A 25,004-nucleotide genomic window follows, 5' to 3' on the forward strand; every position below is an offset into this window, starting at 1 on the left:
CATTCTACACGAATCCGGCCATGGGCCATTTTTTATTTATTTCCAGTAGGTGTCGCACTTCATATTACAATTCGTCTCTTAATAATTTCATTGAATACAACTAGGGATTTTCTCACTAAGTATGATGATAAAGCTGCTACAAAGTTACTAAAACCTTATTTTAAAGATTGGAATAACTTATCGACAGGAATGCTGGAGGCATTTAAAAGTGTAGCAGAAGAGATTACAATTACAGGAAATGATACAACAGATTATAGTCATGACTTTGGATATTCATATTTATAGAACGAAACCAGCCTCTGCACATAAATGCAGAGGCTATTTTAGGTTCAAAAGTTAGATAGTGAGTGGGGGAATGTAACAGGTGTACGGCATATGTGTATGCATATAGGACTATAGTGCCGATGAAGAGCACAGCTTGTGTTTTTATCATGGTGAAATCAGGATGTTAGCCGGATAGTTTACATATTACACTTCTGCTAACATAGGATAATCCTATTTCGAATGAGCGGAGAAACGTATGAGTACAATCAAAGTTACCCCTGAACAACTACATCACGTATCGAATCAGGTGGATCAAGCTAGACAACAGTTAGAGAGTATACGAAATGATCTGACGAGACAGATCATGTTCGTTCAGATGATGTGGATGGGCGCGACGCAGGAGCGATTTTACTATGAGTTCGAGCAGTCACGACCTATACTGGATAAAGCGCTGGAGAGTATGGTGAATACATCGAAGGAATTGAAGGATATCGCCACGCGTTTCCAAGATGCAGATGCTCAGAAGGTAAGTCTGGGTGGTGCAATTGGAGCTGTCGGTGCCGCAGCTATGATGACCAAATCATCAGGTGATTCAGGTTCGGGTGATAAGGGCTATCGGATGGCGCAAATCAATATGTTCGGTAAATTGGTATGGATGCCCGTCAACGAGAATGGTGTTGCGGATCAGGCTGCTCTTCAGGCTTATCAGAGGGATCAGGGAAATCTAGACTTTAATCGCATGCAAGCTGTGAACGTTGAACCGCCTGGGGAAGATATTTTTGCATTACAGATCAAGGCTTTTGAGATGGGGATTCATCCTACGACGGGAGAGCCTGTATCAGATAAGTATGCTCAGATGATGGTGACCTCTCTGAAGTTTAGTCAGATATTCATGGCGATTCAGATGGTTCGTGGGAGTATGCCCGGTGGTAAAGGGCCTCATCGATTGCCTGCTTCTAATCCTGCTGTGGCAAAGATTAAGCAGCATATTGAGGCTGCTAAGGCGAAGAATGGTAAGACAGAGGGTAAAGCTACAGAGGCATTAAGAAAACCTAACATTGAAACTGAAAATGCGATAAGAAAAATAGTCTCTGGAGATAATGTACAGGATATTCGTAAACATGCTAAAAAGGTGACTGTATATGATAATTATTCTGAAATTGTTACACATGATAATAAAGTAGTAAGAATCAATAAAGATGACATGCCGAATTCTTCGTTTAACAAGTTGGATGAACTTATCCTCTTTGAAGATAGCATTTCAGATTACGGTATGAAATCATATGATAAAATCAGGAACATGCAATTAGAGGATGTTCCCGATGTTGCTAAGAATACTGGCTTAAATTTTTCAGACATTACAAATTTAAAGAAACATTTATTTTTAGAGAAACATGAAATTCCGAAAGCAGGAGGCATTCTGATCAAAAAAGAACATTTCTCACCTGACGATGAAATAGCATATGCATGGCAATTAGCTCAGAAAAAAGAACTCAATCAAGCCCAGAAGGATTGGTTTAAACAATTAGCCGATCATGAACTTACTGAAGCTAAATTAATGAGAGAGGGAATTCCGTACAGACGTATAGAGTCATGGTCAGATGATAAGAGAACGTATACTGATCAACCTCCGAATGATGGCGCACATAGAAAGGCACCTGAGCAACCGGAGTATGGTACATTTGAAGGCTTTGATCCATTTAAATAATCGCAAAATACTAAACAAAAACTCGGAACAGTGGAGGCAATGATGAGTTATTTTTCCAAAGGAATAGAGAGAATAAATAATATAGACTGGAATCTATCTGGTACTGTAGACGAGCCTTCACATATGGCGCTAATACAAGAATATATAAGACGGGCAGCAGTGCTAATTACATTATATGATCTAGAAACACCGTATCCTTTTTTTAAAGCTTCTCATGCAATTGGAATTGATAGTGATCTGGGTATATCAGAAAAGTGCCCTGAGTTGGCAGGATTAAAAAATACGTTTATGAAAGGAACGTGTGAAGCATATCTGGAGTGGTTAAACTTGCAGGATACTGAAAATGAGATTGCATTGAAATTCCATGATTTGTACGAACCACTAATTCTTCTGATTGAAAGAGGGGGAACCCTTAGAAGACGGCATGGTGATATTATTGCTGGGGGTTATGCATTCCCTTTGGCAAACGCTGACTACATGTCAAAACAGGCACCTATAGATATTAGTGAAGAAGGCTTGAAAGCTTGGGTGAATCAATAACTTCCTTGCCCTTCGAGGCGATTTTTAAATGAAGCGGCCTACCTGCGTCCTATAAGATCGTAGATAGGCCTTTTTTAAATGCAGGAGCTGAACAAAATAAATGAATAAATTAATTAAAGAAATATATTCAATAGATCAAAATATTCAGACTGATAAGTCTGATTCACCTTTGGACCATTGGTACGATAGACTTATAAATAAGAAAGTGAGTGAGCTTGACTTAGAAGATGTTAGTAGAATGTTGGGCCAACATGTGCTTATAGATCTTGGTATAGAAAAGGCTATAGAAATTTTATCAGAAGATCCCCTTGCTGGGGAGATGTATGATGGACATCTGTTGAAGCTTCTTTGTTCTATTGAAACGAATAATTTCAGAGACGTATTCGAACTAAAAAAATTACTCCAGACTATCCAGAGTAATCTTTCTCAGTTCGAATGGGCTGATGAAGAAGATCAGGAAGAGTACGCTGAATTATTAGAACGTTTTCTGAACAAGGTTAGCCTTTAGAGTTGTGAAAATAAAATTGAGATCAAGTGATGTACTACGAGGGTGTTAGATATACCAGAGGTGGTTTTTGGGCGGCTGATTACGATGGGGTGCTATAAAAGAATAAACTACGCTATTCTTTATACCCCTGGCTAAATCAGGTATGATAAGTTAAGCTACTACCTCCCTACCGTTCTGAAGTCATAAGGCTAGTTGATTGATGCTTTTATACTATAGAACTACAGTACTACATACTTCAATTAGTGGTGATGACATGAAGGATATATCCTTGCAAAATTATAAATTAAAACAGGGCATGCAGTTGACCCCATTTCTAGAGTTCGCCGTGATGCTGGCGGATATGCTGAATTCCGAGCATCAAGAGATTCCCTTTCTTGGCAGTCTTCACCCTGGTGCAATCCATGTTCAGGAAGGGCAGCAAAAGGCAAGCTGGATATATACGATAACGGATGAGAATATGTATCATTCACCTGAACAATTCGGCCACATTAATATTGTTCCGGATCACCGCTCCGATCTCTACGCGCTGGGCGTTATATTATATGAGCTATTTACGGGACAACTTCCTTATTATGTGCAGGATGCAGAGGATTGGGAGATGGTTCATCTGTCGTATACGCCTATCCCCATTACACAACTCAAAACAGATTGTCCTCCAGTTATTGAAGCCATTTTGCTTAAATTATTGAATAAAAATGTGGATCAACGTTATCAAAGCGCTCATGCTTTATTGCACGACCTAAAAATACTTCAATCCATGGACCTGTCGAAACTGGATGAATCCTTTCATATGCAACTGGGAGCAGTGGATCTGCGCAAAGCACTTTCTGGGCTGGACATCGCTCATTCGAGGACCAGTGAACTGAACAGACTTGAGGACGCACTAAGCCAAGTTGACTCGGAAGCGGGTGCTATGGTTATTGTAACCGGAGCAGCCGGGAGCGGAAAAACGTCGCTGATTCAGCAATTTCTCAAGAGAGTACATCATAGGATCAACATCATTACAGATGACCTCACACCCCCCTCTGTCCCCAAGGTTCCTTTTCAAGCAGTGATTCGTATGCTTCAGCAATGCTTTGTACAGCTGTGGGGCGAATCTTCCGATACGATTGAACAGATGAGGGTATACATAGAACAACATCTTCCAAACAGGACTGAGATCGATGTTCTGTCAAAAGAGTTGAATTTATTATTCAAGAGACAGCCATTAACAACCGCTGGTAATTCGAATACACCACAGCCGGAGTCTGTCTTCCTTGTGTTGCAGCAAGGATTTGCTACAGTATTAGGGCCAATGATTGTCTTCTTTGACCATCTAGAGCAGGCAGATACAGAAACAATTCAGTTCCTTAACCTTATTCGAAGACAGCCAGAACAGATGAAGGGCATGCTCGTCATTACGGCAATCAGTAACCATGAAGTCTGGGTGCCTGACAGAGGAAATTCCATGACTCACATCCTCCCAATCAGCTTGTTACCGCTACACTATAAAGATGTCTATTTGTATTTGTCATCTCTGCTGAAGGAGAATTCCTCCCGTATTCATTGGCTGGCACGTATTTTGTTCGAGCAGACCAAGGGGAACCTTTTGCAAATGAGTCTTCAAATAAGATCATGGCTGGAGCTACAGCAGATTAAATTTGATGATCATAAGGATTGCTGGACTTGGAGTGATGAGCTTCTTTTGTTCAACAAACCATTGGATGTCGATCAAGAGGCGTTCCAATCAGAGTTCTCGCTGCTGGCAGAACCGATGCAGCAGTTGCTGATGTATGCGGCTAGTATCGGGGTCAGTTTTGAGAAGAACATGATACCACCTCTAATTATCGAGGCTAAGTACCACCTAGAACAGCTCCTGCATGAAGCGGAGAGTGAAGGATATATTGCACGGACTCCGTATGATCTTGATGAAGCAGATGAACGGTATCACTTTATCCATGGTCCACTGAGACAGCTTATCTATGAAACCAAGCCTGAACAGCGAGCCTTTCGACATTTGAAGCTGGCCTTATGGTTGGAGCAGCAATTTAAACCAGAGACCTCCCGATTCTATGAAAATGTCATTGAGCATTGGAACCTGGCCGCCGCATGTCTGTCCACCAATCAGAAGGTTCGCTTGGCCCAGAACAACTATCACGCAAGTCAATATTGGCATAATCTAAAAAATTATAAGAGAAGTGGATTTTACGCGGAAAAGGTAATTGAGTTCATCGAATCGACGGATCCTTCACCCGTTCATTCTCTACTGTTTAATGTTAAGATGACCCATGCTTATTCACTGTATATGTGTAATGAGACAGCTTTGGCAGAGGCACTGTTGAACGAACTATTGAAGGAGCAAGCCACACTGACTGTCTCTGAACGCACACGGGTCTATTCATTTTTAATGGAGATTTATGCATTTGTAGACAATCATAAAGTGCTGGAATACGGTAATCAGGCTCTGGGGAATTATCAATGGAGTGTGAGTCTCAAGCCTTCCGGTTGGAGAACAGCCTATGAAGTCATCAGAACCAAACGTGCTTTGCATAAAAGAGGCGAGGCGACCCTAGTATCCATTTGCCATGAGCCAGATTATCTTGAACTTTGTTTAATTATCAGTCAACTTTCGCTCCCGCTCCTAATAGAAAACGGACAAAGCCTATTTCATCTGCAGGCACGCTTTATTCGTTATGGGCTCAGTAGAGGATACAATCAAAGCTTTATTGAAATTACAGTGAACTACAGATTGCTATTGGAAAAAACGTTGCCTCATACTTCTCATTTACTAGGAGCTGCGAAACTGGAAAAGCTCTATGACTTGATTGCAGATACGCCTTACATGAAGCACCGTTCTGATTATTGGAAGGGAATTATTTGCCACTCCGATCAACCTGCACAGACAGCGGAGTATTTAGCGCTTTCTCTGCGGCGAAGTATCGAATTAGGAGATATTAATTTTTCGAATTTCGTCTGGATCTCACTCATTATTACGAATACGAACAATCTAAATACTTTAAACGAACAACTTCTTTATTTCAAGAAGCACTTGCTGTCCATGAGCAGTAAAGTTAGTAGAGATATTTACAGTATTACCACGGAGTATCTGACGGCCTTGAAGCAGACGACTCCTGATATCAGTCACATGACAAAGGCTCTGCTTGTTCAGGAAAGAGCAGATCAGCTGGAGTACGATAACTATGAATGCATGTGCAAGTTGGAGCTAGCGTATGTCTTCGAGGAATATGATCTTGCCTTGACGTGGGCGGCACGAGCCAGACATAGTGAGTTTTCATATGACTGGGTTCGCATTCGTAAGCAACGAATGTATGAACTGTTGGTTCTTCTTTCGTTGTATGAGCAAGGCAAGCAGCCCGAAAAGAAGATACGGCAGACTCTTCAACTAAGACTTCGGCACATCCGGAAATGGCGTGGAATTTACGGGTTTGATTCTGCAGTGCATGAGTGGTTGAGAGCAGAGTGGAGCAAATTGAAGCGCCGTCATGCAGAGGCAGTCCTGCATTATCAGGAGGCGGCACGAAAAGCTAAAGCTGAAAAGCAGGATTGGCTGGCGGGAATAATGTACGAGCGAATGGCCTTATTGTGCGAGGAGGACCCACGTCAACAGCTTCTGATTGTGATGGATGCGTGCACAGCCTATTCCGAATGGGGGATGGATTTTAAAATTCCTCAGCTTCAAAATAAATATGCGGGTCTTCTCAGGCAAGCCCAGCAGCGCTGGAATCATACATTGGGAGTGGGCATTTGGGCCTCCAGCATTCCAATCGCATCGGCTCCCTCTCTGGAGCAAAATAATTTGGCTATGCAGGGCTCATCCGCTGCTTTAACACAATCGTCTGCCTACGAAGGGCATCTTCAAGTGGAGCAGATGATGTTGGATTTCCCAGCATCCGGCAACGGATTACAAGAGCTTCTTGAATTGGCTATTCGGCAAACGGGGGCCGACAATGGGCAGATCATTCTTTGGCATGAAACCAAGCCTCAGCGGGTAGCAAGCCCCTCCTGGAGCACGGTGCCAAAGAATTACCCTGAGAAGGTACTGCGGTATGTAACTAATACGCAGGAAGTGTTCATTCTCCCTGATGCGGTACAGAGCCATTTTTCCACAGATCAATATCATCAGACCCATTTGCCTCATTCTGTTCTGTGTATGCCTATAGCCTTCCCGGGATTTGGGGAAAACCTGATGTTGTATTTGGAGAACAGCTACTTGGCCAATGTATTCACAGCACGTGATGTATCCATTGTCGAATTGCTGATTTCACGTGCTGCCTATTTGCAAATGCTCCAGCGAGATAATAAGACAGGCATTCATACATTCGTAACTGAGTCCGTTCCAATACCAATACCGCACGAGGATCTTGCAGAACCGTTGACAGAGCGTGAACTGGAGATCCTTGATGCATTATCGGAAGGGATGTCGAATAAGAATATTGCTGAACGGTTGGGTATAAAGGAGAACACTGTAAAAACTCATATCTCCAATATTTTCGGCAAGTTGGAAGTGAAGCGAAGAGGACAGGCGGTTGCCCGAGCTAAGCAGCTCAACCTAATTCAATAAAAGGATGTCATAGCAAAAAAGCTGCCGAGTCTCGTCTCGACAGCTTCTTCTGTATGCTCTGTGATAGGGTTAGTCCTGCTGGAATATTAATGCCAACTGGGGTTCGAGTTCAAGTAGATGAAGTAACATGATACTTGTCTCTGCGCGAGAAGCCGCTCCCTTTGGACGTAACATTCCTTGGTAACCTCCAAGAATACCTGCCCGAACTGCCAGATTCATGGCTTCCTTGGCAAAGGAGGCTATCTGCTGCTCATCCGTAAAGTTCAACTGCTGCCCCTTAGGCAGGGCATCGGTTTGGACTACACGCATGAGCATTACGACCATTTCTTCGCGTGTGATGGTATGGTCGGGCTTAAAGCTTCCATCCTGGTAGCCATTGACGATTCCGCGTTCAGCTAACGTCTCAATAGCATCCAGGGCCCAGTGGCGATCTACATCCTTAAAGCTGACGGTTGTAGTTCTTGCGGTTCCATCTGTATCTTTGAATACGAAGAGCCGGGTAAGCAAGGCCGCAAATTCCGCTCTGGTTATAGAGCGATCAGGCTTAAAGGATTGGTCAGGATAACCTGTAATGACACCCAAGCGAATCCATTGACTGATCGTGCTCTGTGCCCAGTGCTGGCGAGTATCTGCATAGATGCTTTGAACGGTTGCATTCGCTTGCCAGTTGGTTAGGAGCCTTGCTTTGGTAGCTTCTACATCAATCAGATCGGTCTTGAATAACGGATGATCTGTGGCAATGGGAGCCTCAGGATCAGTTGGAGCAGGATTCGGCTCACCTGCCTCCGAGCCTGCACTACCGTTATCTAATCCATTACCTTGCTCTGGTGAAGGTGTTGGCGTCGGATTCGGGTTTGGATTTGGTGAGGGAGTTGGTGTCGAACCATCCGCTTTTCCAATTTCCAGTGTAATTGTGTCCAGTGTATACTCCTGTCCCGATTGAAGCCGTACCTTAGCGGACACTTTATAGGCACCTTCTTCTGACAAAGTGGCTAAATGCTTTTCACTTGAACCATCGTAGTCCAGTGTGACCCATTTTTGGTCATTCACCTTATACTCCGCTTTAGACAGATCGAATCCTTCTACCTCATAGGCGGATAAACCTAGTTCAACCTCTCCGGTATATTTTCCTTTCTCAACCATTGTTCCCTTCGTCTGAAGGGCAAGCTCAGGTTTTCCGGTCTGCGTGTTCGTGATCTGGAAGGTATAAGTCATCGGTTTTCCAGATGGGCTGACAGGTTTAACGACTAGATGGAAGCGATAAACAGCCCCTTTGACTGAACGCTCCAGCGCTTGACGGATGGAAATATATCCAGCACCCGTATTTAAAATTTTACCATCTGTATCCGTCATTTGAATGGTAGCCTGTTTGCTAGACGTAATAGCATTGATTTCCGTTTCTTTCAAATCAGTAGCATTCAATGTATACATGGTGGTTTCAGGGTCAAAGGTAATTGGAACTCCCTGCAATTGAACGCTACTTAATGATGCATCCAGTTTATCAGAGCTTTCACGGAAGAATACTGCCTGAAGCGCTTCTCCCGTTGCTGTAAAGTTAATTTCTCCACGCTTGATCTCTTCCGAGCCGAAGGCCAGAAGCTTGGAAGCCTCATTCACCAGATATTTCGATTCCACAATCCGTCCCTCTCCATCCAACAGATGAACAAGCACGTTGCCTGAATCCAGTGTTGCCATGTTCATATTTTGCATGACAATGGACGCTTTGGCAGCGGTCTGCGTACTGCTTAAGCTTGTCGTCAGCAAAACCGGATCACTTGCATATTGAACGGCGAGGTTCTTTATAGACATCTTCACACTGTTATTGGAGCTTTCAAACTCCTTGACTGTGGCTCCCTGTGAATCAACGACCGATGCATGCACAAATACATTCAGCCCTGTATCCGGGATTTCATCCTTGCCCAATGTTTTTAAATAGCTTTTGACATTAAAATCATAGCTGGATGCGAATCCACCTTGATCCATCAATTGTAAGGATGCATCATCGGTGATCTCTTGAATGCTGCCAATCAAGCGACTTTCATCCATATTGCCATCCGCATATAATCCATATCGCACCTTATATCCCTTGCCAGCCAAACTGGAATTGGATTGGTTATACATTGGAATAGACAACATGCGGTGCCCATTCTCTTCCTTCAGCATCTTGACTTCGGAAATACCTACGTCCGGGATGGCAAGCGTTACAGTGCCCGAAGTAGACAACTGTGTTCCATCGGTGAATCGTACATTCACCGTGTATTGTTCATCCTTAATTTGGTTTGGAACGTTGTAGGTTGCAATATAGGATTGGGTTACATTTGGCGCCTGAGATAATTGATCATGTGTCGTTGTTTGGCCACCAACTTCCAGATCCACTTTTTCAATTCTACTCATCCCCGAATTCACTACATTGAACTGTATCGGTAAATCAAATCCAGGAATGATCTCTTCCGGGTTATATACGATATTACTGGCATCGAAGCCATTCTGATAAGATGCACTCAGCGTGTACATCGCACTAATCGTTTTGGATATATGGACAGGGATCTCTTCGCCAACATCAGCAGTAGATTTTGGCTGAATCGCCCCGACAGTCTGTGTATCCGTTGTATAAGTGGTTCCAAGTATAAGAGCCTTAATATGATAATCCTGTCCAGACTGCACATAGTTAGCACTAATGTTATCTACCTCTGTATAGTCGGGAAGCGTTCCAAGTGATAGCACACCGGAGACGTATAAGCCGTCATGATCCTCGCCGAATTTGACCGCTTTAATGGCGTCTCGCGTTGTAAGAATGGTATCGTCAACGTCCATTTCTGACGTCTTCCATATGATTGAAAGTTTGTCTATCGTTTTGTCTGCATTGGCATTACGAACAAAGGTAAAGTTAGGATCAATTCTTGCTTCACTTGCACCCTTAATGGCAGACAAGCTATCTACAAAGTCTGGATCTACCTCACCATTTCCGTCGAAGGCAACTAACCTGATATTCGAACTGGTCAGATTATCCTGGTCTGTAGCCAGTGTGTACCATCCTAGAATGAATTTTTCTTCTCCATTCTGGAAGCGGGCACTTGTAAGCTTTGGATTCTCATTTGCATTCTGATCCTCTGTAACTTGCAAGTTTTTAATGACACCCTTGGTTCTCCAGGTTGTTGCAGCCGCCGAAACATCCTTGTCCGTATCAATGACAGCATACACAATCTGGTTGCTGTCTTGATTCAAGGTATATACTACAGCCGCTCGTCCGTCACTTAGCATTTCACTGGACAATCCCGTAACAAGGCCTTGAGTACCATTATATACAGTCTCCGTGTCGCTCCAGGTCTGTGTGGTAGAATCATATACCGTATATACAATCTGGTCAGATTGCGTAAAATCGAGCGGATTATTAACGTTGCCTGCAATAACGCTTCGATATGCAACGAGCACCTTACCCTGGTTTACGGCAACCACAGGAGCTACGTCTGGTGTCTGATTATTTGTCAAAGGATAAGTCGTCCACTTACCTCCATCGTAGATGGAGACCATGACCTCAGCACTGTTGTTCATCAACATGATTTCCTCATTGGTTACCTCAGCACCTGCTTTTTTATTCAGTGTCTGATTCTGCCTTACCCATGTTGCAGCAATCAAATTTCCTTCTCCGGCAACATGCAGATTGGTATCTCCATAACCCTTTGGAACATCGGTTGCAATTGGGCCTTGATCTGTGTATCCATTTCCATTGTTCAACATCCAGGAAGCGACCGTATCTTCAACCTTGGCACTACCTCCATCGGATAAATAGACCGCAATCGTGCCATCCGCTCCTGTCTCTGGATTGGAATACGGATAAGCATTGCTTTGCATTACTTGTGGAGCGGCTGCTCCTGCGGTCAGGCTACCAGCCTGCAGTGAGGAATTTGCTCTGAGTGCGCTAGGCCTCTGCCCTGAAGCATTCCATGCTCGCTGGTATTCATTTAAATAATCTCGATTCTCTAATGTTTGCGATTCAATTACCTGCATAGGTTCTTCGCCAATTGATTTCATGTATGCGAAGGTAGCAAACTCCAGGTTGGCTGCAGTCAGGGGCTGTATGCTATTCTCTTCCCAATATTCCTGAATGTCCTTCCAGTGGTTGAACATCCAAGAATGGCTGTACCGCAAGGAGGCAAAATCATGACTGAAGGAGATAAATAGAAATTTAAGGACCACGCGTACACCGACAATACTCTCAAGAGCGAGCTTGTTACCATACAGGACCCGGTCATTTCCGTTTGCCAAATAGTTACGATTCAGCCAGGTGCTCGTATTTTCGACAGTGATCTTTCCGAACACACCGATCTTGGCAGCGATAATGGAAAAGTCGAAGCCAATTCCTCCAAACGCTTCAATGTAAGCATATACCCGCAGTGAAGTCAGATAGTCATTGACGCTATCTTGAGTAGAATCGCTCCAGTCAAGATCAGGAAGCTCATCAAACAGTACACTTGTAGCAAATTTAACTTCGCCACCACCGCCTACAGTCAGTGAAAAAGTGACGGGAACAGGACCCACTGTCATATTCCAGGATTGGCTGTATGAAAATTCTCCGCCCGCATGGAATCCGCCCGCGAGTAGTGTGTTTTCCCACTTACCTGTCTTTGTATTGAATTTGATCTCGCCGATATAGTACCCGCCGAAACTGAAATCCGTATCTGTTCCGCCGTGACCAGACCGACTTTTGTTCGCGGTTGCCTTCTGCTGATCTACATAAGAAGGCTGAAGGAAGCTCTTAATATCACCCAAGCCTGGTGTGAAGTCTTTTGACCCCGTTTTCATGGTGTTGATGGCAAAGCCTTCCTTATCAATTGAAGTCAAGTCACCTTGATTGACTTGAATAAAGGTTCTAAATACCGTTGGGTCATCTGTTGGCACAACAGTCATCGATAATGGGCCCACATTCATCTTCAGTTTGGAGAGTAGCGCCAGTGTTTCGAGAGTGACCTTATCATTGTTGCTCGGACCTTTGAAGAGTCCGTTGGCTCCCGTCATCTCCTGCTTGATGCCTCGCAGCTTGGCCTTCATCTCTGCTGCTGTCGCTTCCTGAACACCGATCATGTTGACAAGTGTAGCCGATGTCGTCATGCTCTGTACGAAATGATCGGGCTTGTCATACACTTTGAAAGAAGTAGACCCTGATTTCCCTTTGTCCAGCCATATCGTATCTTTGTTTAACAACTGAACATGCTTTGTTGTGTACCATTTCGAAAATGGATATTGAAACGTCTGGTAAGATTGCCCCTGTGTGGTGGTACCTAATTCATTCTGCAAGGTTGCAGACGCCTGTTCATCAACCTGTTGGCCCCACCATAAAAATTCGGTAACCAGATTAATCGAAGAATTGTTGGTGCTCGGTCCAAATCTTCCTTTGTAATCCGTAATATAACTGCGATTTTTGTACAAATCACTTTCTACGTACTGATTAACCGTAAACAAAGCTGGCTTGCCGCTCTCATTGTCCTTCAAACGAGAAATTTTTGATCCCACGGCAACCATGTCAACCGGGCTTGTATCGCCATTCAGACTATACAACTGTGGATAGTAACGATCTCCTTCAAAATGAGCTTCAATGAGAAATTCCAGTTGATCTTTGGCAGATAGTCCGGCTGCATTACTTTCTCCCGCTTCAGCAGAATAGAAATCTGTGGTGTCAAAAATAACTTCCAGACGGCCGTCAGCACCCAACGTTTCTGTTCTACCTTCCCCGCCGATTTCTGTCTTCTCAGCAAAGAATCCGTTTTTGTACACCCCACCATAATAAGTGACCTTTCCGGTATAAGGCTGACCATCCGGTTGCTTGAAGAACACTTCAACCTTGGACAACTGACGAAGTTGAAGGATATTGACCGGGTACAGATCCATCGTTTTGGTACTGCCCTCCTGGCTTTTGAGGGACGCCTGACTCATCACGCCGGTATAGGTCGTGTTATTGAAGGAAGAAGTAATATAAACATCACTCCCGATTCCTTTTTCATCATATAAAGCCAGTTCTCCATCTGCATTCGTGATTACCTTCTTCTCGACGCCTGCCTTGTCTGTATATGCAATCTCCGAGGCGGTCTTAGGATAAAGTTGGAACAAATATAGCTTATCCTTTAAAGTCTGGACTTCCAGATCAAGCTTGGCTTCTATACCTGTGTTAACATGCTTGGCCGTAATCGTCGTATCTCCATCGCCTACGCCTCCAAGTGTTAACTGTTGCTTGGGTTGATAAGAGCTGTTTGAGAAATTCGTTATATCGTCGATATCTTTCCCGGATTGATAGAACACGCCTGCCACCTGGTTGTCTTCAGAGTTCCAGGCAAATTGGTCTGTAATGGCACCCAAATCAGAAAAATCCTTATGGTTGATCCCGATCGTATGGGCCAAGTTGATTTTGCGCTTGAGCGCCAAAATCTGCTCGCTGTTCATCGCCTGAATAGCTGGTATATTACTCATGGTATAGGCGCTTTGCTTTTGTCCATCTATTTGGATGTCGAATGCTCCTTTTTTATATACTTGCAGGTACAAGGAATCATAAGACCATGTCGAATCCAGACTGTTCTTTGCCTTTATGGTAATGGCATAAACATCCTTCGCGCGATTAGCATCCGTCACCTGCCCGATAGAGAGATTGTAACTTCCTCCTGTCTCGGATATGCCGGATTGATCAAACGTACCCTTCCCAGCATCAAACGTAATGACGCTATCTGGAAGAAGTTGTCCGTTCTTGGTCACCTGAAATTCAAAGTCTCCCTTATTAAGCGGGTCAAAATTAGTCAGGGTCCAGCTTAGCGGCAGTACACCTTGATCATCCGTAATAAATTGCCCCATACTCTTATCTAGCGTAACGCTAGCTGCGGGTGATGTCACAATAATATAAGCTACTGCCGACAGAAGCTTCCCTTGCTTGGACGGGTCAGGGTTCTCGGTACTGACCTTAACCGTATAGCTTGGTTCAGATGATGTTGAAATTTGACTGAGCAGGCTTCCTGGAATCTGAAAGGAAGTCGCATTAATCAATGCGGATGTCTCAGGTGCTGTCCAAGTTTGCAGTGGATTTTTCCCCTGCATATCCTGCATGGACCAATTCCCTGCATACAGCTCGACAGTGAAGTTTGCTACTTTCGGTGTCTGTCCTGAAGTAGCCTGTTCCTTATACTTGTCCATCACGTTCGTTATCCAAAGGATGGTGGCATCCCGATTTTGCTGGGTCTTCACCTGGTTAGCAAAAGTCGGTATGACAACGGAAGGTACCCCATCTGCCGTGATCTCAATCGGAACAGTATCTATAGAGGTCTCTTGCGGCAGTGAGCCATTATTTTTGGCAACGAGAGTAAAGGTTACCGTTCCTGACTGCTTGGGTACAATTGTTCCGTCAGCGAGAATAGTTGCTATTGTATCGTCGTTGCTTCTCCATTCAAATTGATCTGCGGATATATATGTCGCATCCTTCGGATAAGTAAATTTCAATTGCGTTGCATCCGTATCAATTAGAGATACCACATGTTCCTCGCCAGAAGGCCAAGAGTTAGGGTACTCGATTTGCAAATCTCCAGGCATGATATATTTCACATTCGCAACCTGGAACGGAGCAAATTTGTCTTGAAGCATAATGAAATTCTCAATAGCATCAGTATTATTCTTATCCTGGTTGTAGTAAATCTTAGCTCGAAGCGATCCTGTAGACGTATTAGCATGGGCCACAAGATCCAATGTGTCTTGAGTGACAGGTACTTTTCCCTCCAGCACTGGCGGGTCCAGAGCCAGACCGTCTTCGCCCTTCTTCCAGTCCAGACTGGTTACCAGCCCTTGCGCTTTATCTCCGATGGACAGACGCAGCCTTTTATTCAATTCCTCGGCAGTCATTGCGCCATTAATGACCCAATCGCTCGCTCCATTCGTCGGATCAAGCTCAATGGTAAAGGTAATCGTATCTCCTACGTTATATTCGGTTTTGTCCGTTTTCAGAGATGCAAAGGCATCGGCACGAGCAGGAACAACAGTTATGTTAGGTTGATTGCTGAAATCCTTGTTCCACGCGATATCCGACAGTGTATTTTGCGAATAGTCAGAGGCACTAACCTTCTGATCGGTATAATTTCTGTCATGCACATACCCATCAATCATTCGATGTGCACTCAGCACCTTCAGATCATCTGACGTGCTGCCCTTCTTCACAACCGCATTGAAGCCCAACACAGGTGACATCGAGCCTTGATTCACATACATCGGCCCGCGAATGCCGCTTTTAATACTGAAATCGCCGGTGTAATGAGTCATAAAATAATTACTGCTGGCGGTATCCCCTAACAATTCGGGCATAGCAACGTCTCCATTTGCAAGCTGTAGCACAGGGCCTTGGGTAAATCCAGCCTGGTACTGATTATCCATTTTGGACAAATTAGAATTAGATAACATCCCCAGCGCCATCGGACGATTAAATTTGGCAATCATCGGAACAATCTGTCCGGTTGAATAAATTCCTGGTTTCGCTTGTACTTCTAAAATATCAGGAGTATCTGACTTCTGAAAAATATCCGTTAACTTGAATATATTCAATTTGCCTTCAAAGCCTTTGGCTCCGTAGGGAATCGAGCTTGGAGAGCCCGTAGGATTGCGATAATTCGTAAAAGCAAGATAGGCACCTCCCTCATAGGTATGAACAAAAGGGTAATAATAGCGATTCTGGATTCTTGTACTGCGTGGTCCATCCGAATACGTATAGAGGCTGGTAAACGTACGATCATTGTCATAATATGACGTGATTGCCAGATTTGCTGAAAACTGAATTCCATCCAAATTCTTAAACTGATGGAAATGCAAATAGTCTCCTCTGGCAAAATTGCTCCAGAAGTAGTTCAGCATAACCTCTCTGGCCAACGCTTTCTCTGTAAGTCCATCTGGTGTAAAGCCGGAAAATTTAGTCATTAAGTATAGCTCTTCCGCGCTTTTGGATATTGCCAAGGTTGCTGTTGTTATATTCGGCGCAAAGGTGACCACACCCGAAGTTGTATCAGTAACATAGCGCGTTAGCGGTCCATCCGTCATGCCAGACTTCGCTTGCGCATTGACCACGTCTTCGTAGATGTATCCCCCGCCTTGATATACTGCTTTCTGTCCATCGACCAGTTCCACAAGCCCCCCTTGAGAGCCTCCAATCATTTCATAAGCAAACGAAGCCTCCTTATCCAACGCCTTGTTCAACTGGAAGGTCACATAAAATGTGCCGTAAGTACTTGGGGAAGGGACATTGGATGCATTTGAGCCATTTCCAATATTAAGCTCAATATTCGTCACCGTCGCATATACTTCATCGTCATATGTATCTCCGGCCGTTTTTGCCAGGGTCACTGCCTGCGGAGTAATGGCTTCCGAATTCACAGCATCAGGCACAGTAAGTAATCCCTCCGTGCTCGATTGCTCAAATAAGGCCTCCAGATTGTCCAGATGCTCCTCTGAAATTTGGACATCAGACGTATCCTGCAGTTTCGCCAATTCAGCGAGTTGCGTTTCAATGGCAATGATTTTTTGAAGAGACTCTAAAGTAATAGATTGTCCATCTACCTCGGCAACTTGGGTAAGATCCGTTGCAGGGTCGGCTAGCAAAGTCTTAATTTCCTCCAAAGTATAGGATTTGCCGTTAAATAGAATCGGTACCTGGACAATTCCACCCTTACTGTCAATCAGACCTAACTTCTGCAACGTGTCCAGTACAACTGGAGCTTGCTCTGCGCCATAACTTTCAGTCAGTAAACGCATAAGCTCACTCTCTGGCAATTGGTTTTGTTCTATTCCTGATGAACCAACGATTTCGCTTGCCGCAGCAAACGTTGGCATCCAGGAAGTAGATAACATAACTAGAACAAGCACGATAGCTACTACTTTTTTACATCGAATCCAAACCCGCATGATTCTCCTCCTCATTGATGTGAAATGCATCTAAGGTGCATTTCTGTAATAATTACTCCATACATCTGCTTAATCCTTAGCGATTATAGTGCAGGAAGTTACAATTGGAATCCCACAAAAGTAGTACTTGGTAGAAAAGATATAAAATTTATCACATACAGGGCGTATGGAATTATTTATTGTCGTTGTTAAAAGAATTATTATAATTAGTAAAACCCTAAGAGTGACATATAACTCTTGTCAAAACGTAATCATTACGATATGATAATACTCATTGTTTAGATCATAATGATTACGATTAAGAGAGAGGGGCATTACCTTGAATAAAAAGACGCCACTGCTAGCGCTGGTCTCCTTGGCCTTGAGTGCTGGACTGTTGAGCGCCTGCGGATCATCTGAGTCCAGTCCCGCTGCGCAACCATCCACCGATAATAAAAATCTTCACTTCCTATATAACTTCTCCACCAGTTCGCTAGATCCACATGTGGATTCCAGCTATGTGCCGCTGCGTGCGGGCATTACGGAAACGCTGGTTCGTCTCGATGAAGAGAACCTGACGGTTGCTCCATGGCTCGCCGAGAGCTGGGAGAGCGAAGACGGACAGCATTGGACGATCGATCTGCGAGATGATGTGACCTTCCAGAACGGCAAGCCGATGACGGGCGAATCCGTTAAGGCATCCCTTGAGCGGGCACTGGAAGAGAATGTAGCCATCCAGAACGCGCTGAAGATCGATACGATTGAAGCCGAGGGCGACAAGCTGGAAATTACCACAACTCAACCGTTCCCGGAGTTCGCTTCCGAGCTGGTGAACCCCAACACGGCGATTATCGACGTGAGTGAGCCGGACATTGTGAACAAGCCGATTGGTACGGGCCCGTTCAAGCTGACCTCTTTTACCCCAGGCAGCAAGCTGCAACTGGATCGCTATGATGAATATTGGGACGGAGCATCGCCTCTGGATTCCATCACGTTCTCATTCAATGAAGATGCCAATGCCCGTACACTAGCGCTCAAATCTGGGCAGGTAGATATCGTATACCGTCCGGAAGTCGAAAGCCTCGAATCGCTCAAAGCGATGGACGGCATGACCGTTGAATCTACATCGACGTTCCGCGTGCATCAACTAACGATGAACATGCAGCGGGAGAGTATGAAGGACCTTAATGTTCGTCGTGCGCTGGACGCGCTGATTGACCGTCAGGGTATCGTGGACACGATCCTGCTCGGCTATGGCGAAGCAGCCATCGGGCCGTTCCTGCCATCGCTGCCATTCGCACCAACCTATACGGATACAGCAACGGAATCCGGAGCTGATGTCGCTGTAAAATATCTCAACGAAGCAGGGTACACGCAGCAAAACGGCGTGATGACCAAGGATGGCAAACCGTTGCAGCTGACGCTGCTGACATATTCAGCCCGTGCCGATCTGCCGCTGATTGCTCAAGTGTTCCAATCTGATGCGAAGAAAATTGGTATCGACGTGCAGATTCGCCAGATTGACACGCCAGAAGATTATATGGCATCCAACCGCGACTGGGATATTGCAACGTACAGTAATTTGACGGCTCCTCGAGGGGATGCTGGTTATTACTTGAATGCAACATACCATCCGAAAGGTGCTCTTAACTTCAGTGGATCGGAAGATCCGGAACTGACCAAGATCATCGACGAACTGAATCTCACGGTTGAACCGGAGAAGCGCGCAGAGCTTGCCGAGAAGGCAGCCAACTACGTGCATGACAACGTGCTGAATTCATTCGTGCTGCATCCAGGTACGATCGTTGCCTATAACGGCAAGAAGATCAAGAATTGGGTTACCACTCGCAGTGAATATTACATGATTACCAATAAGCTGGATGTGATGTAATGTTTCGCATTTTGCTTCGGAAGTTCCTTGAGGTATTTATCTTTCTGTTGTTCATTATGTTTGTGAGCTTCCTGTTCATTCGTCTGGCTCCGGGTGATCCGGTGCTGACGATCCTGAACGTAGACGAACTGTCTGTCAGTCAGGAGCAGGTCGAAGCTGTACGCGAGGAAATGGGCTTCAATGATTCGCTTCCTGTCCAGTTTGGCAACTGGTTGCTCGATTTTGTTCGGCTCGACTTCGGTGTATCGTATTCGACAGGCCAGCCCGTCATGCAGACCCTGATGCGTGCGCTGCCGGCTACGGCTGAACTGACGATAGGCGCTCTACTGGTCATGCTCGTCATAGCGATCCCGCTCGGCTCGCTGTCAGCGCTCCATCGTGGCAGTTGGATTGACCGGGGAAGCCGGATGCTCTCCATTGTGGGTGCGGCGGTGCCAAGCTTCTGGCTGGGTCTGATCCTGATCGACATGTTCGGCGTACGCTTCGGCAATCTGCCGACCATGGGCCGGGATGGATTCACATCACTTATTCTGCCATCTCTGACGCTGGGACTTGCCATCTCCAGCGTCTATGTGCGTCTTTTGCGTTCCAGCCTGCTAGATTCACTAAGTCAGGAGTTCGTTCGGTCCGCCCGGGCAAGAGGGTTATCCGAAGGACGGATCTTCATGCTACACGCGTTTCGGCACAGTCTGCCGCCTGTCATTACGGTATTCGGCGTAAGCCTCGGCAGCCTGATTGGTGGAGTTGTTGTGATTGAAGTGTTGTTCGCGTATCCGGGTATTGGCAAGCTTGTCGTTGATGCCATCCGCCAGCGTGATTATCCACTGATCCAGGGTTACATCCTGATCATGGCTATCGTGGTATTCCTCGTGAATACGGCGGTTGATCTATCTTATCGTTATTTGAATCCTGAAATGAAACTCAAGGAAAAGGAGGCCCACCGATGAAAACCACTTCCCTGCCCATTCCACCTACAAAATCTAAAAAACATAGCTGGCAGGCGATCGTTGGTCTGCTGTTTGCACTGCTGGTCATCGGGGCTTCCTTATATGCCTTTTTATACTTGAAACATGATCATACTTTAACCGATCTGCGCGGACGATTGCAGGGCGCAAGTGCTCTCCATCCGTTCGGCACCGACCATCTGGGTCGCGATGTACTGACACGTCTGCTGCTTGGCGGCGGCCAAACACTGGGGTATAGCTTGCTAGCACTCGGTGCTGCACTGCTGATCGGCATTCCGTTTGGTTTGATCGCGGGATACAAACGTGGCTGGGTTGATAAGCTGTTCATGCGGATTGCCGATGCCTTTCTTGCATTCCCTGATACCATCGTGGCGATTGTGCTCAGCGGCCTGCTCGGCGCGGGAATCGGTAATTTGGTATTGGCGATTGTGATCGTAAAGTGGGTCAGCTATGCGCGTCTCGTTCGGAGTACGGTTTTATCAGAGTCACAAAAAGATTACATTCGGATTGCCCGTACCAACGGACTTTCGGACGGTCGTATCATGAGAAAGCATCTGCTTCCACATATCGCAGGCCATGTGCTCGTGCTGGCGAGTCTTGATCTGGGCAAAATCATCCTGCTCATCTCTTCGTTGTCCTACATCGGCCTTGGCGCACAGCCACCAACACCTGAATGGGGTGCGATGCTGAACGACTCGCGGCCTTACTTCCAGTCTCGGCCAGAGCTGATGATCTATCCGGGTCTTGCCATTGTCTCGGTAGTGCTGCTTGCCAACATGCTGGGCGACTATCTGAGAGACCGGTTTGACGTGAAGAAAGAGGTGCAGCCATGATTCTCTCCATTGAGGAACTGAGTATCTCCAGTCGGGATCGTACGATTGTAGATCAAGTCTCGCTGGCTGTTCGTGAAGGTGAGTTCATGGCATTGGTTGGACAGAGCGGTAGTGGCAAAAGCTTGCTCTCGCAAGCCATTGGTCGTCTGCTGCCGCCCAACCTGCATGCGTCGGGGCGAGTCATGTTCGAGGGCAGCAACCTGCTCGAACGGAAGCCAAAGGAGATGCGCGCCCTGCGGGGAAGCCGCATCTCATATATTTTTCAAGACTACCAGGGAGCATTTACGCCATTTCGCAGTATTGGTGGGCACTTTGATGAGTACCAGAAGGTACATGGGGAAAAGTCTTCTGCTATCCGCAAGAAACGAGCTGAGGAAGCGCTGGAATCGGTTGGCCTTGGCGCTGAATTGCTGCGCCGCTATCCGTTCCAATTGAGCGGTGGACAGCTTCAGCGGGCCTCAATTGCCACATCGCTGATGCTATCTCCTCGTCTATTGATTGCAGATGAGGCAACGACGGCACTCGATAGTGTATCCGGACATCGCGTATTGGAGTTGCTGGCAAGCAAGCAAGCGGAGACAGGCTGTGCGATTCTGTTTATCACGCATGACTGGCGCCATGTACGCCGCTATGCCAACCGTTTGGCTGTCATGAAGGAAGGACAGATCGTCGAATCTGGCGGGAAACATCGCATTCTTGACCATCCCCAGCATGAATATACTCGCCAGTTGATTGATGCGGCTCCCGTCCTGAGTCGCTCGCTGAAGTCGGGGTTGAAGGAGGCAGGAACGGAATGAAGATGACCGAAAATGATGAACGCTCTGGACTCGTGAAGTCCGAAGAATCCGGTGTGCGAAGTCACGACTTTGCTAACGACATAAACCAAGCAGACATAGACAATACAGTCATAACTACTACAGATACAGACCATGCGGATACAGATGCAGATATTGATACCACGGGTACAGGCAATGCTTCATCGTTCAGCATCTCCGGCGACCCTGTGCTTCACGTGGAACATCTGAGCCGAACGTATGCAGGTGCAGACCGACCGGCTGTGAACGATATTTCGTTCGCCCTGAACCGTGGCGAGTGTCTTGGCCTGGTTGGCGAGAGCGGCTGCGGCAAGAGTACGCTCGCCCGCTGTCTGCTACGGATCGAAGATGCGGATAAGGGCTCGATTACATTAAGCGGACAGGATATCGCGCGGCTGAGCGGCCGACGTTTGCGACCTCATCGCCGCAAGATTCAGATTGTATTCCAGAACCCAATGGCAGCACTGAATCCCAAGCTCAAGATTGCCGATTCGCTAATCGATCCGTACGAACAACTTGGACGGAACGCCGAGCTGTCCCACTTTACCTACACATCGAAGGATGCGTACGTCCAAAAGCTGCTTGAAGCAGTCGAGCTTCCAAGCGATTTGGCTGGACGATACCCCCATGAGCTAAGTGGTGGACAGCGTCAGCGCGTCACGATTGCACGTGCTATTGGCATTGAACCGGACGTTGTCGTTCTGGATGAACCGACGGCCAGCCTGGACGTGATCTCGCAAGGAGCAGTTTTGCAGTTGCTCACCGATCTGCGGACATCGCTGGGTCTTTCATACGTGTTCATCTCGCATGATTTGGCCGCGGTACATCGCATGAGCCAGCGCATCATCGTCATGCGGGAAGGTCAGATCGTTGACCGCTTTGGCGCAGATGCGTTGTTCGCTGAAGAACGCCATCCGTATACGAAGGAACTGATTTCAATTTTCTGAGTACTCCCGGAAACGCTGGGCGTGGTAATCGTTACTTTATATATGAAGCCGCCTTACGAAGAGATTCGAGAGCGGCTTTTAGCGCATCCATTTGTTCACCCAAGTCCTACTAAAACCGGGCTCCTTTCTTTGCTTTGAACAAATATATCTTTCAGGCCTATAACCGGGCTAACGTTCCGATGTAAACTAGCGTATACTGATGGAATAGCAAATATCTTGAAATTGCATATTTAAATTGCTCTATATTATTGATACACTAGATCAAGGTTATAATCATTCAGAGAAGGTGCGATCCCGTTCAAGAATGGGCTTGCTGCAAATGCCAAATCGATAACGCTTACATCCTTTTGGCAAATATAGGATATAAGGACGGTAGACATGAGCCAGGGACAAACGAGTACAGATGTTATCTTGATTGGTGCCGGAATTATGAGTGCAACTTTGGGAACTTTGCTAAAAGAATTGGCACCAGACTGGAATATTAAGGTTTTTGAAAAGCTAGCCACTGCAGGAGAGGAAAGCTCCAACGAATGGAATAATGCCGGAACCGGGCATGCTGCATTGTGCGAACTTAACTATACCGTTGAACGACCAGACGGAACCGTAGATATTAGCAAAGCGATTAAAGTGAATGAACAATTTCAGATCTCAAAGCAATTTTGGTCCTATCTCGTCAATAGCCGTCTGATTCGTAATCCGCGGGATTTCATTATGCCGATTCCTCATTTGAGTTATGTGCACGGAGAGAGCAATGTCCAGTTTTTGAAAAGACGTTATGACTCCTTATCGAATCACCCGCTGTTCGCAGGCATGGAATTCTCGGATAACAAGAAAGAGCTGGCGAAATGGATGCCGCTGATGATGAAAGATCGTACAAGTAATGAACCTGTTGCAGCAACCAAGATTGACTCCGGTACGGACGTTAACTTTGGTGCTTTAACGCGTATGCTGATCAAACATTTGAAGGAACAACACGTGGGCGTCCACTACCAACATAGCGTGAAGAATATGAAACGTACCAGCGATGGACAATGGGAATTATCCGTGAAAAACCTGAAGAGTGGTGCAGTCGAACGCCATAAGGCGAAATTCGTCTTCATCGGCGCGGGCGGCGGAAGTCTGCATTTGCTCCAGAAGACGGGCATTCCGGAAGGTAAACATATCGGCGGATTCCCGGTCAGTGGGATCTTTATGGTGTGCAAAAATCAAAAAGTCGTGGAACAGCATCACGCCAAAGTATATGGCAAAGCTTCGGTAGGGGCTCCGCCGATGTCCGTTCCGCATCTGGATACTCGTTTTATCGACAATAAGAAGTCGCTGCTATTCGGACCGTTTGCCGGGTTCTCGCCGAAGTTCCTGAAGACGGGTTCCAATGCCGACTTAATTACGTCTGTTAAGATGCATAATCTGCTTACGATGCTCGCGGCAGGTGTCAAAGAAATTTCTTTGACCAAATATCTGATCCAACAACTGATGTTATCCAAAGAACAACGCATGGCTGAATTGCGTGACTTTGTTCCGGGTGCGAAGAGCGAGGATTGGGATATGGTTCTGGCGGGGCAGCGTGTGCAGGTGATCAAGGATACCGTCCAAGGTGGCAAGGGAACGTTGCAATTTGGTACGGAAGTGGTCACGTCTGCAGATGGAACGATTGCGGCTCTGTTAGGTGCATCACCGGGTGCATCCACTGCCGTTCAGGTCATGCTTGAGATTCTTCAGCGGTGCTTCCCGCAGCATATGGAGGCATGGGAGCCGAAGATTAAGGAAATGATTCCTTCCTACGGCATATCCCTTGTGGAGAACTTGGATCTTCTCAAAGAGGTTCATTCTTCAACAGCCAAGGCGCTGGGATTATCGGATGAAAAACATGTCCTGCACGTATAACGATTTAATCTAATCCGTGTTAATAATGATTAAGACCACAAAGAGAGCTAAGCCGGGATGAAACCCGTGCTTAGCTCTCTTTTGGTTTATTTCGTATGTCAGAACTTGAGCTTGGAATTGAACCTGAACCTGCCCGGCCTGTACCATCGCGTTCACCTTAGACCTTACACAAAGCATACGGACACGGACTGTAC

The 25,004-nt window shown here is 46.0% G+C and carries 11 protein-coding genes and 1 pseudogene; 11 read left to right on the forward strand and 1 reads right to left on the reverse strand.

What is annotated here, in order from left to right:
• The 5 genes and pseudogenes from HF638_RS28470 to HF638_RS28275 form a co-directional block, all read left to right on the forward strand.
• A pseudogene (locus HF638_RS28470) lies at positions 1 to 285 on the forward strand (hypothetical protein); the annotation flags it as partial.
• A 235-nt stretch (positions 286 to 520) separates the two neighbouring features.
• Entirely contained in the window at positions 521 to 1,972 is a 1,452-nt protein-coding gene (locus HF638_RS28260) for a WXG100 family type VII secretion target (RefSeq protein ID WP_169483211.1), read from the forward strand.
• 42 nt (positions 1,973 to 2,014) lie between these two features.
• Entirely contained in the window at positions 2,015 to 2,512 is a 498-nt protein-coding gene (locus HF638_RS28265; RefSeq protein ID WP_169483212.1) for a hypothetical protein, read from the forward strand.
• Between the two features lie 100 nt (positions 2,513 to 2,612).
• A complete protein-coding gene (locus tag HF638_RS28270; RefSeq protein WP_169483213.1) occupies positions 2,613 to 3,020 on the forward strand; it encodes a contact-dependent growth inhibition system immunity protein in 408 nt (135 codons plus the stop codon).
• 253 nt (positions 3,021 to 3,273) lie between these two features.
• A complete protein-coding gene (locus HF638_RS28275) occupies positions 3,274 to 7,581 on the forward strand; it encodes a LuxR C-terminal-related transcriptional regulator (protein ID WP_169483214.1) in 4,308 nt (1,435 codons plus the stop codon).
• 69 nt (positions 7,582 to 7,650) lie between these two features.
• On the opposite strand, the gene HF638_RS28280 is transcribed toward HF638_RS28275, so the two are convergent.
• Positions 7,651 to 17,496, reverse strand: a complete 9,846-nt coding sequence (locus HF638_RS28280) for an S-layer homology domain-containing protein (RefSeq protein WP_169483215.1) — start codon at positions 17,494 to 17,496, stop codon at positions 7,651 to 7,653.
• Between the two features lie 319 nt (positions 17,497 to 17,815).
• Here HF638_RS28280 and nikA point away from each other — a divergent pair, with 319 nt between their 5' ends.
• The 6 genes from nikA to HF638_RS28310 all read left to right on the forward strand — a co-directional run bounded on the left by nikA (position 17,816) and on the right by HF638_RS28310 (position 24,810).
• Positions 17,816 to 19,366, forward strand: a complete 1,551-nt coding sequence (gene nikA, locus HF638_RS28285; protein WP_169483216.1) for a nickel ABC transporter substrate-binding protein — start codon at positions 17,816 to 17,818, stop codon at positions 19,364 to 19,366.
• The gene (nikB, locus tag HF638_RS28290; RefSeq protein ID WP_062836581.1) at positions 19,366 to 20,313 is read left to right on the forward strand and encodes a nickel ABC transporter permease; all 948 of its coding nucleotides are present in this window, start codon (positions 19,366 to 19,368) and stop codon (positions 20,311 to 20,313) included. The genes nikA and nikB overlap by 1 nt, the downstream gene beginning before the upstream one ends.
• On the forward strand, positions 20,310 to 21,164 hold the full coding sequence (nikC, locus tag HF638_RS28295; protein WP_211175831.1) for a nickel transporter permease: 855 nt from the start codon (positions 20,310 to 20,312) through the stop codon (positions 21,162 to 21,164). The genes nikB and nikC overlap by 4 nt, the downstream gene beginning before the upstream one ends.
• Entirely contained in the window at positions 21,161 to 21,961 is an 801-nt protein-coding gene (locus tag HF638_RS28300; protein WP_169483217.1) for an ABC transporter ATP-binding protein, read from the forward strand. The genes nikC and HF638_RS28300 overlap by 4 nt, the downstream gene beginning before the upstream one ends.
• Positions 21,958 to 22,926: an ABC transporter ATP-binding protein gene (locus HF638_RS28305; protein ID WP_211175832.1), complete on the forward strand. Its 969-nt coding sequence runs from the start codon at positions 21,958 to 21,960 to the stop codon at positions 22,924 to 22,926. The genes HF638_RS28300 and HF638_RS28305 overlap by 4 nt, the downstream gene beginning before the upstream one ends.
• Positions 22,927 to 23,304: 378 nt before the next feature.
• On the forward strand, positions 23,305 to 24,810 hold the full coding sequence (locus HF638_RS28310; protein WP_169483218.1) for a malate:quinone oxidoreductase: 1,506 nt from the start codon (positions 23,305 to 23,307) through the stop codon (positions 24,808 to 24,810).
• Positions 24,811 to 25,004 lie beyond the last annotated feature (194 nt).

It is taken from the genome of Paenibacillus sp. SZ31, assembly GCF_012912005.1.
Taxonomy (GTDB): Bacteria; Bacillota; Bacilli; order Paenibacillales; family Paenibacillaceae; genus Paenibacillus.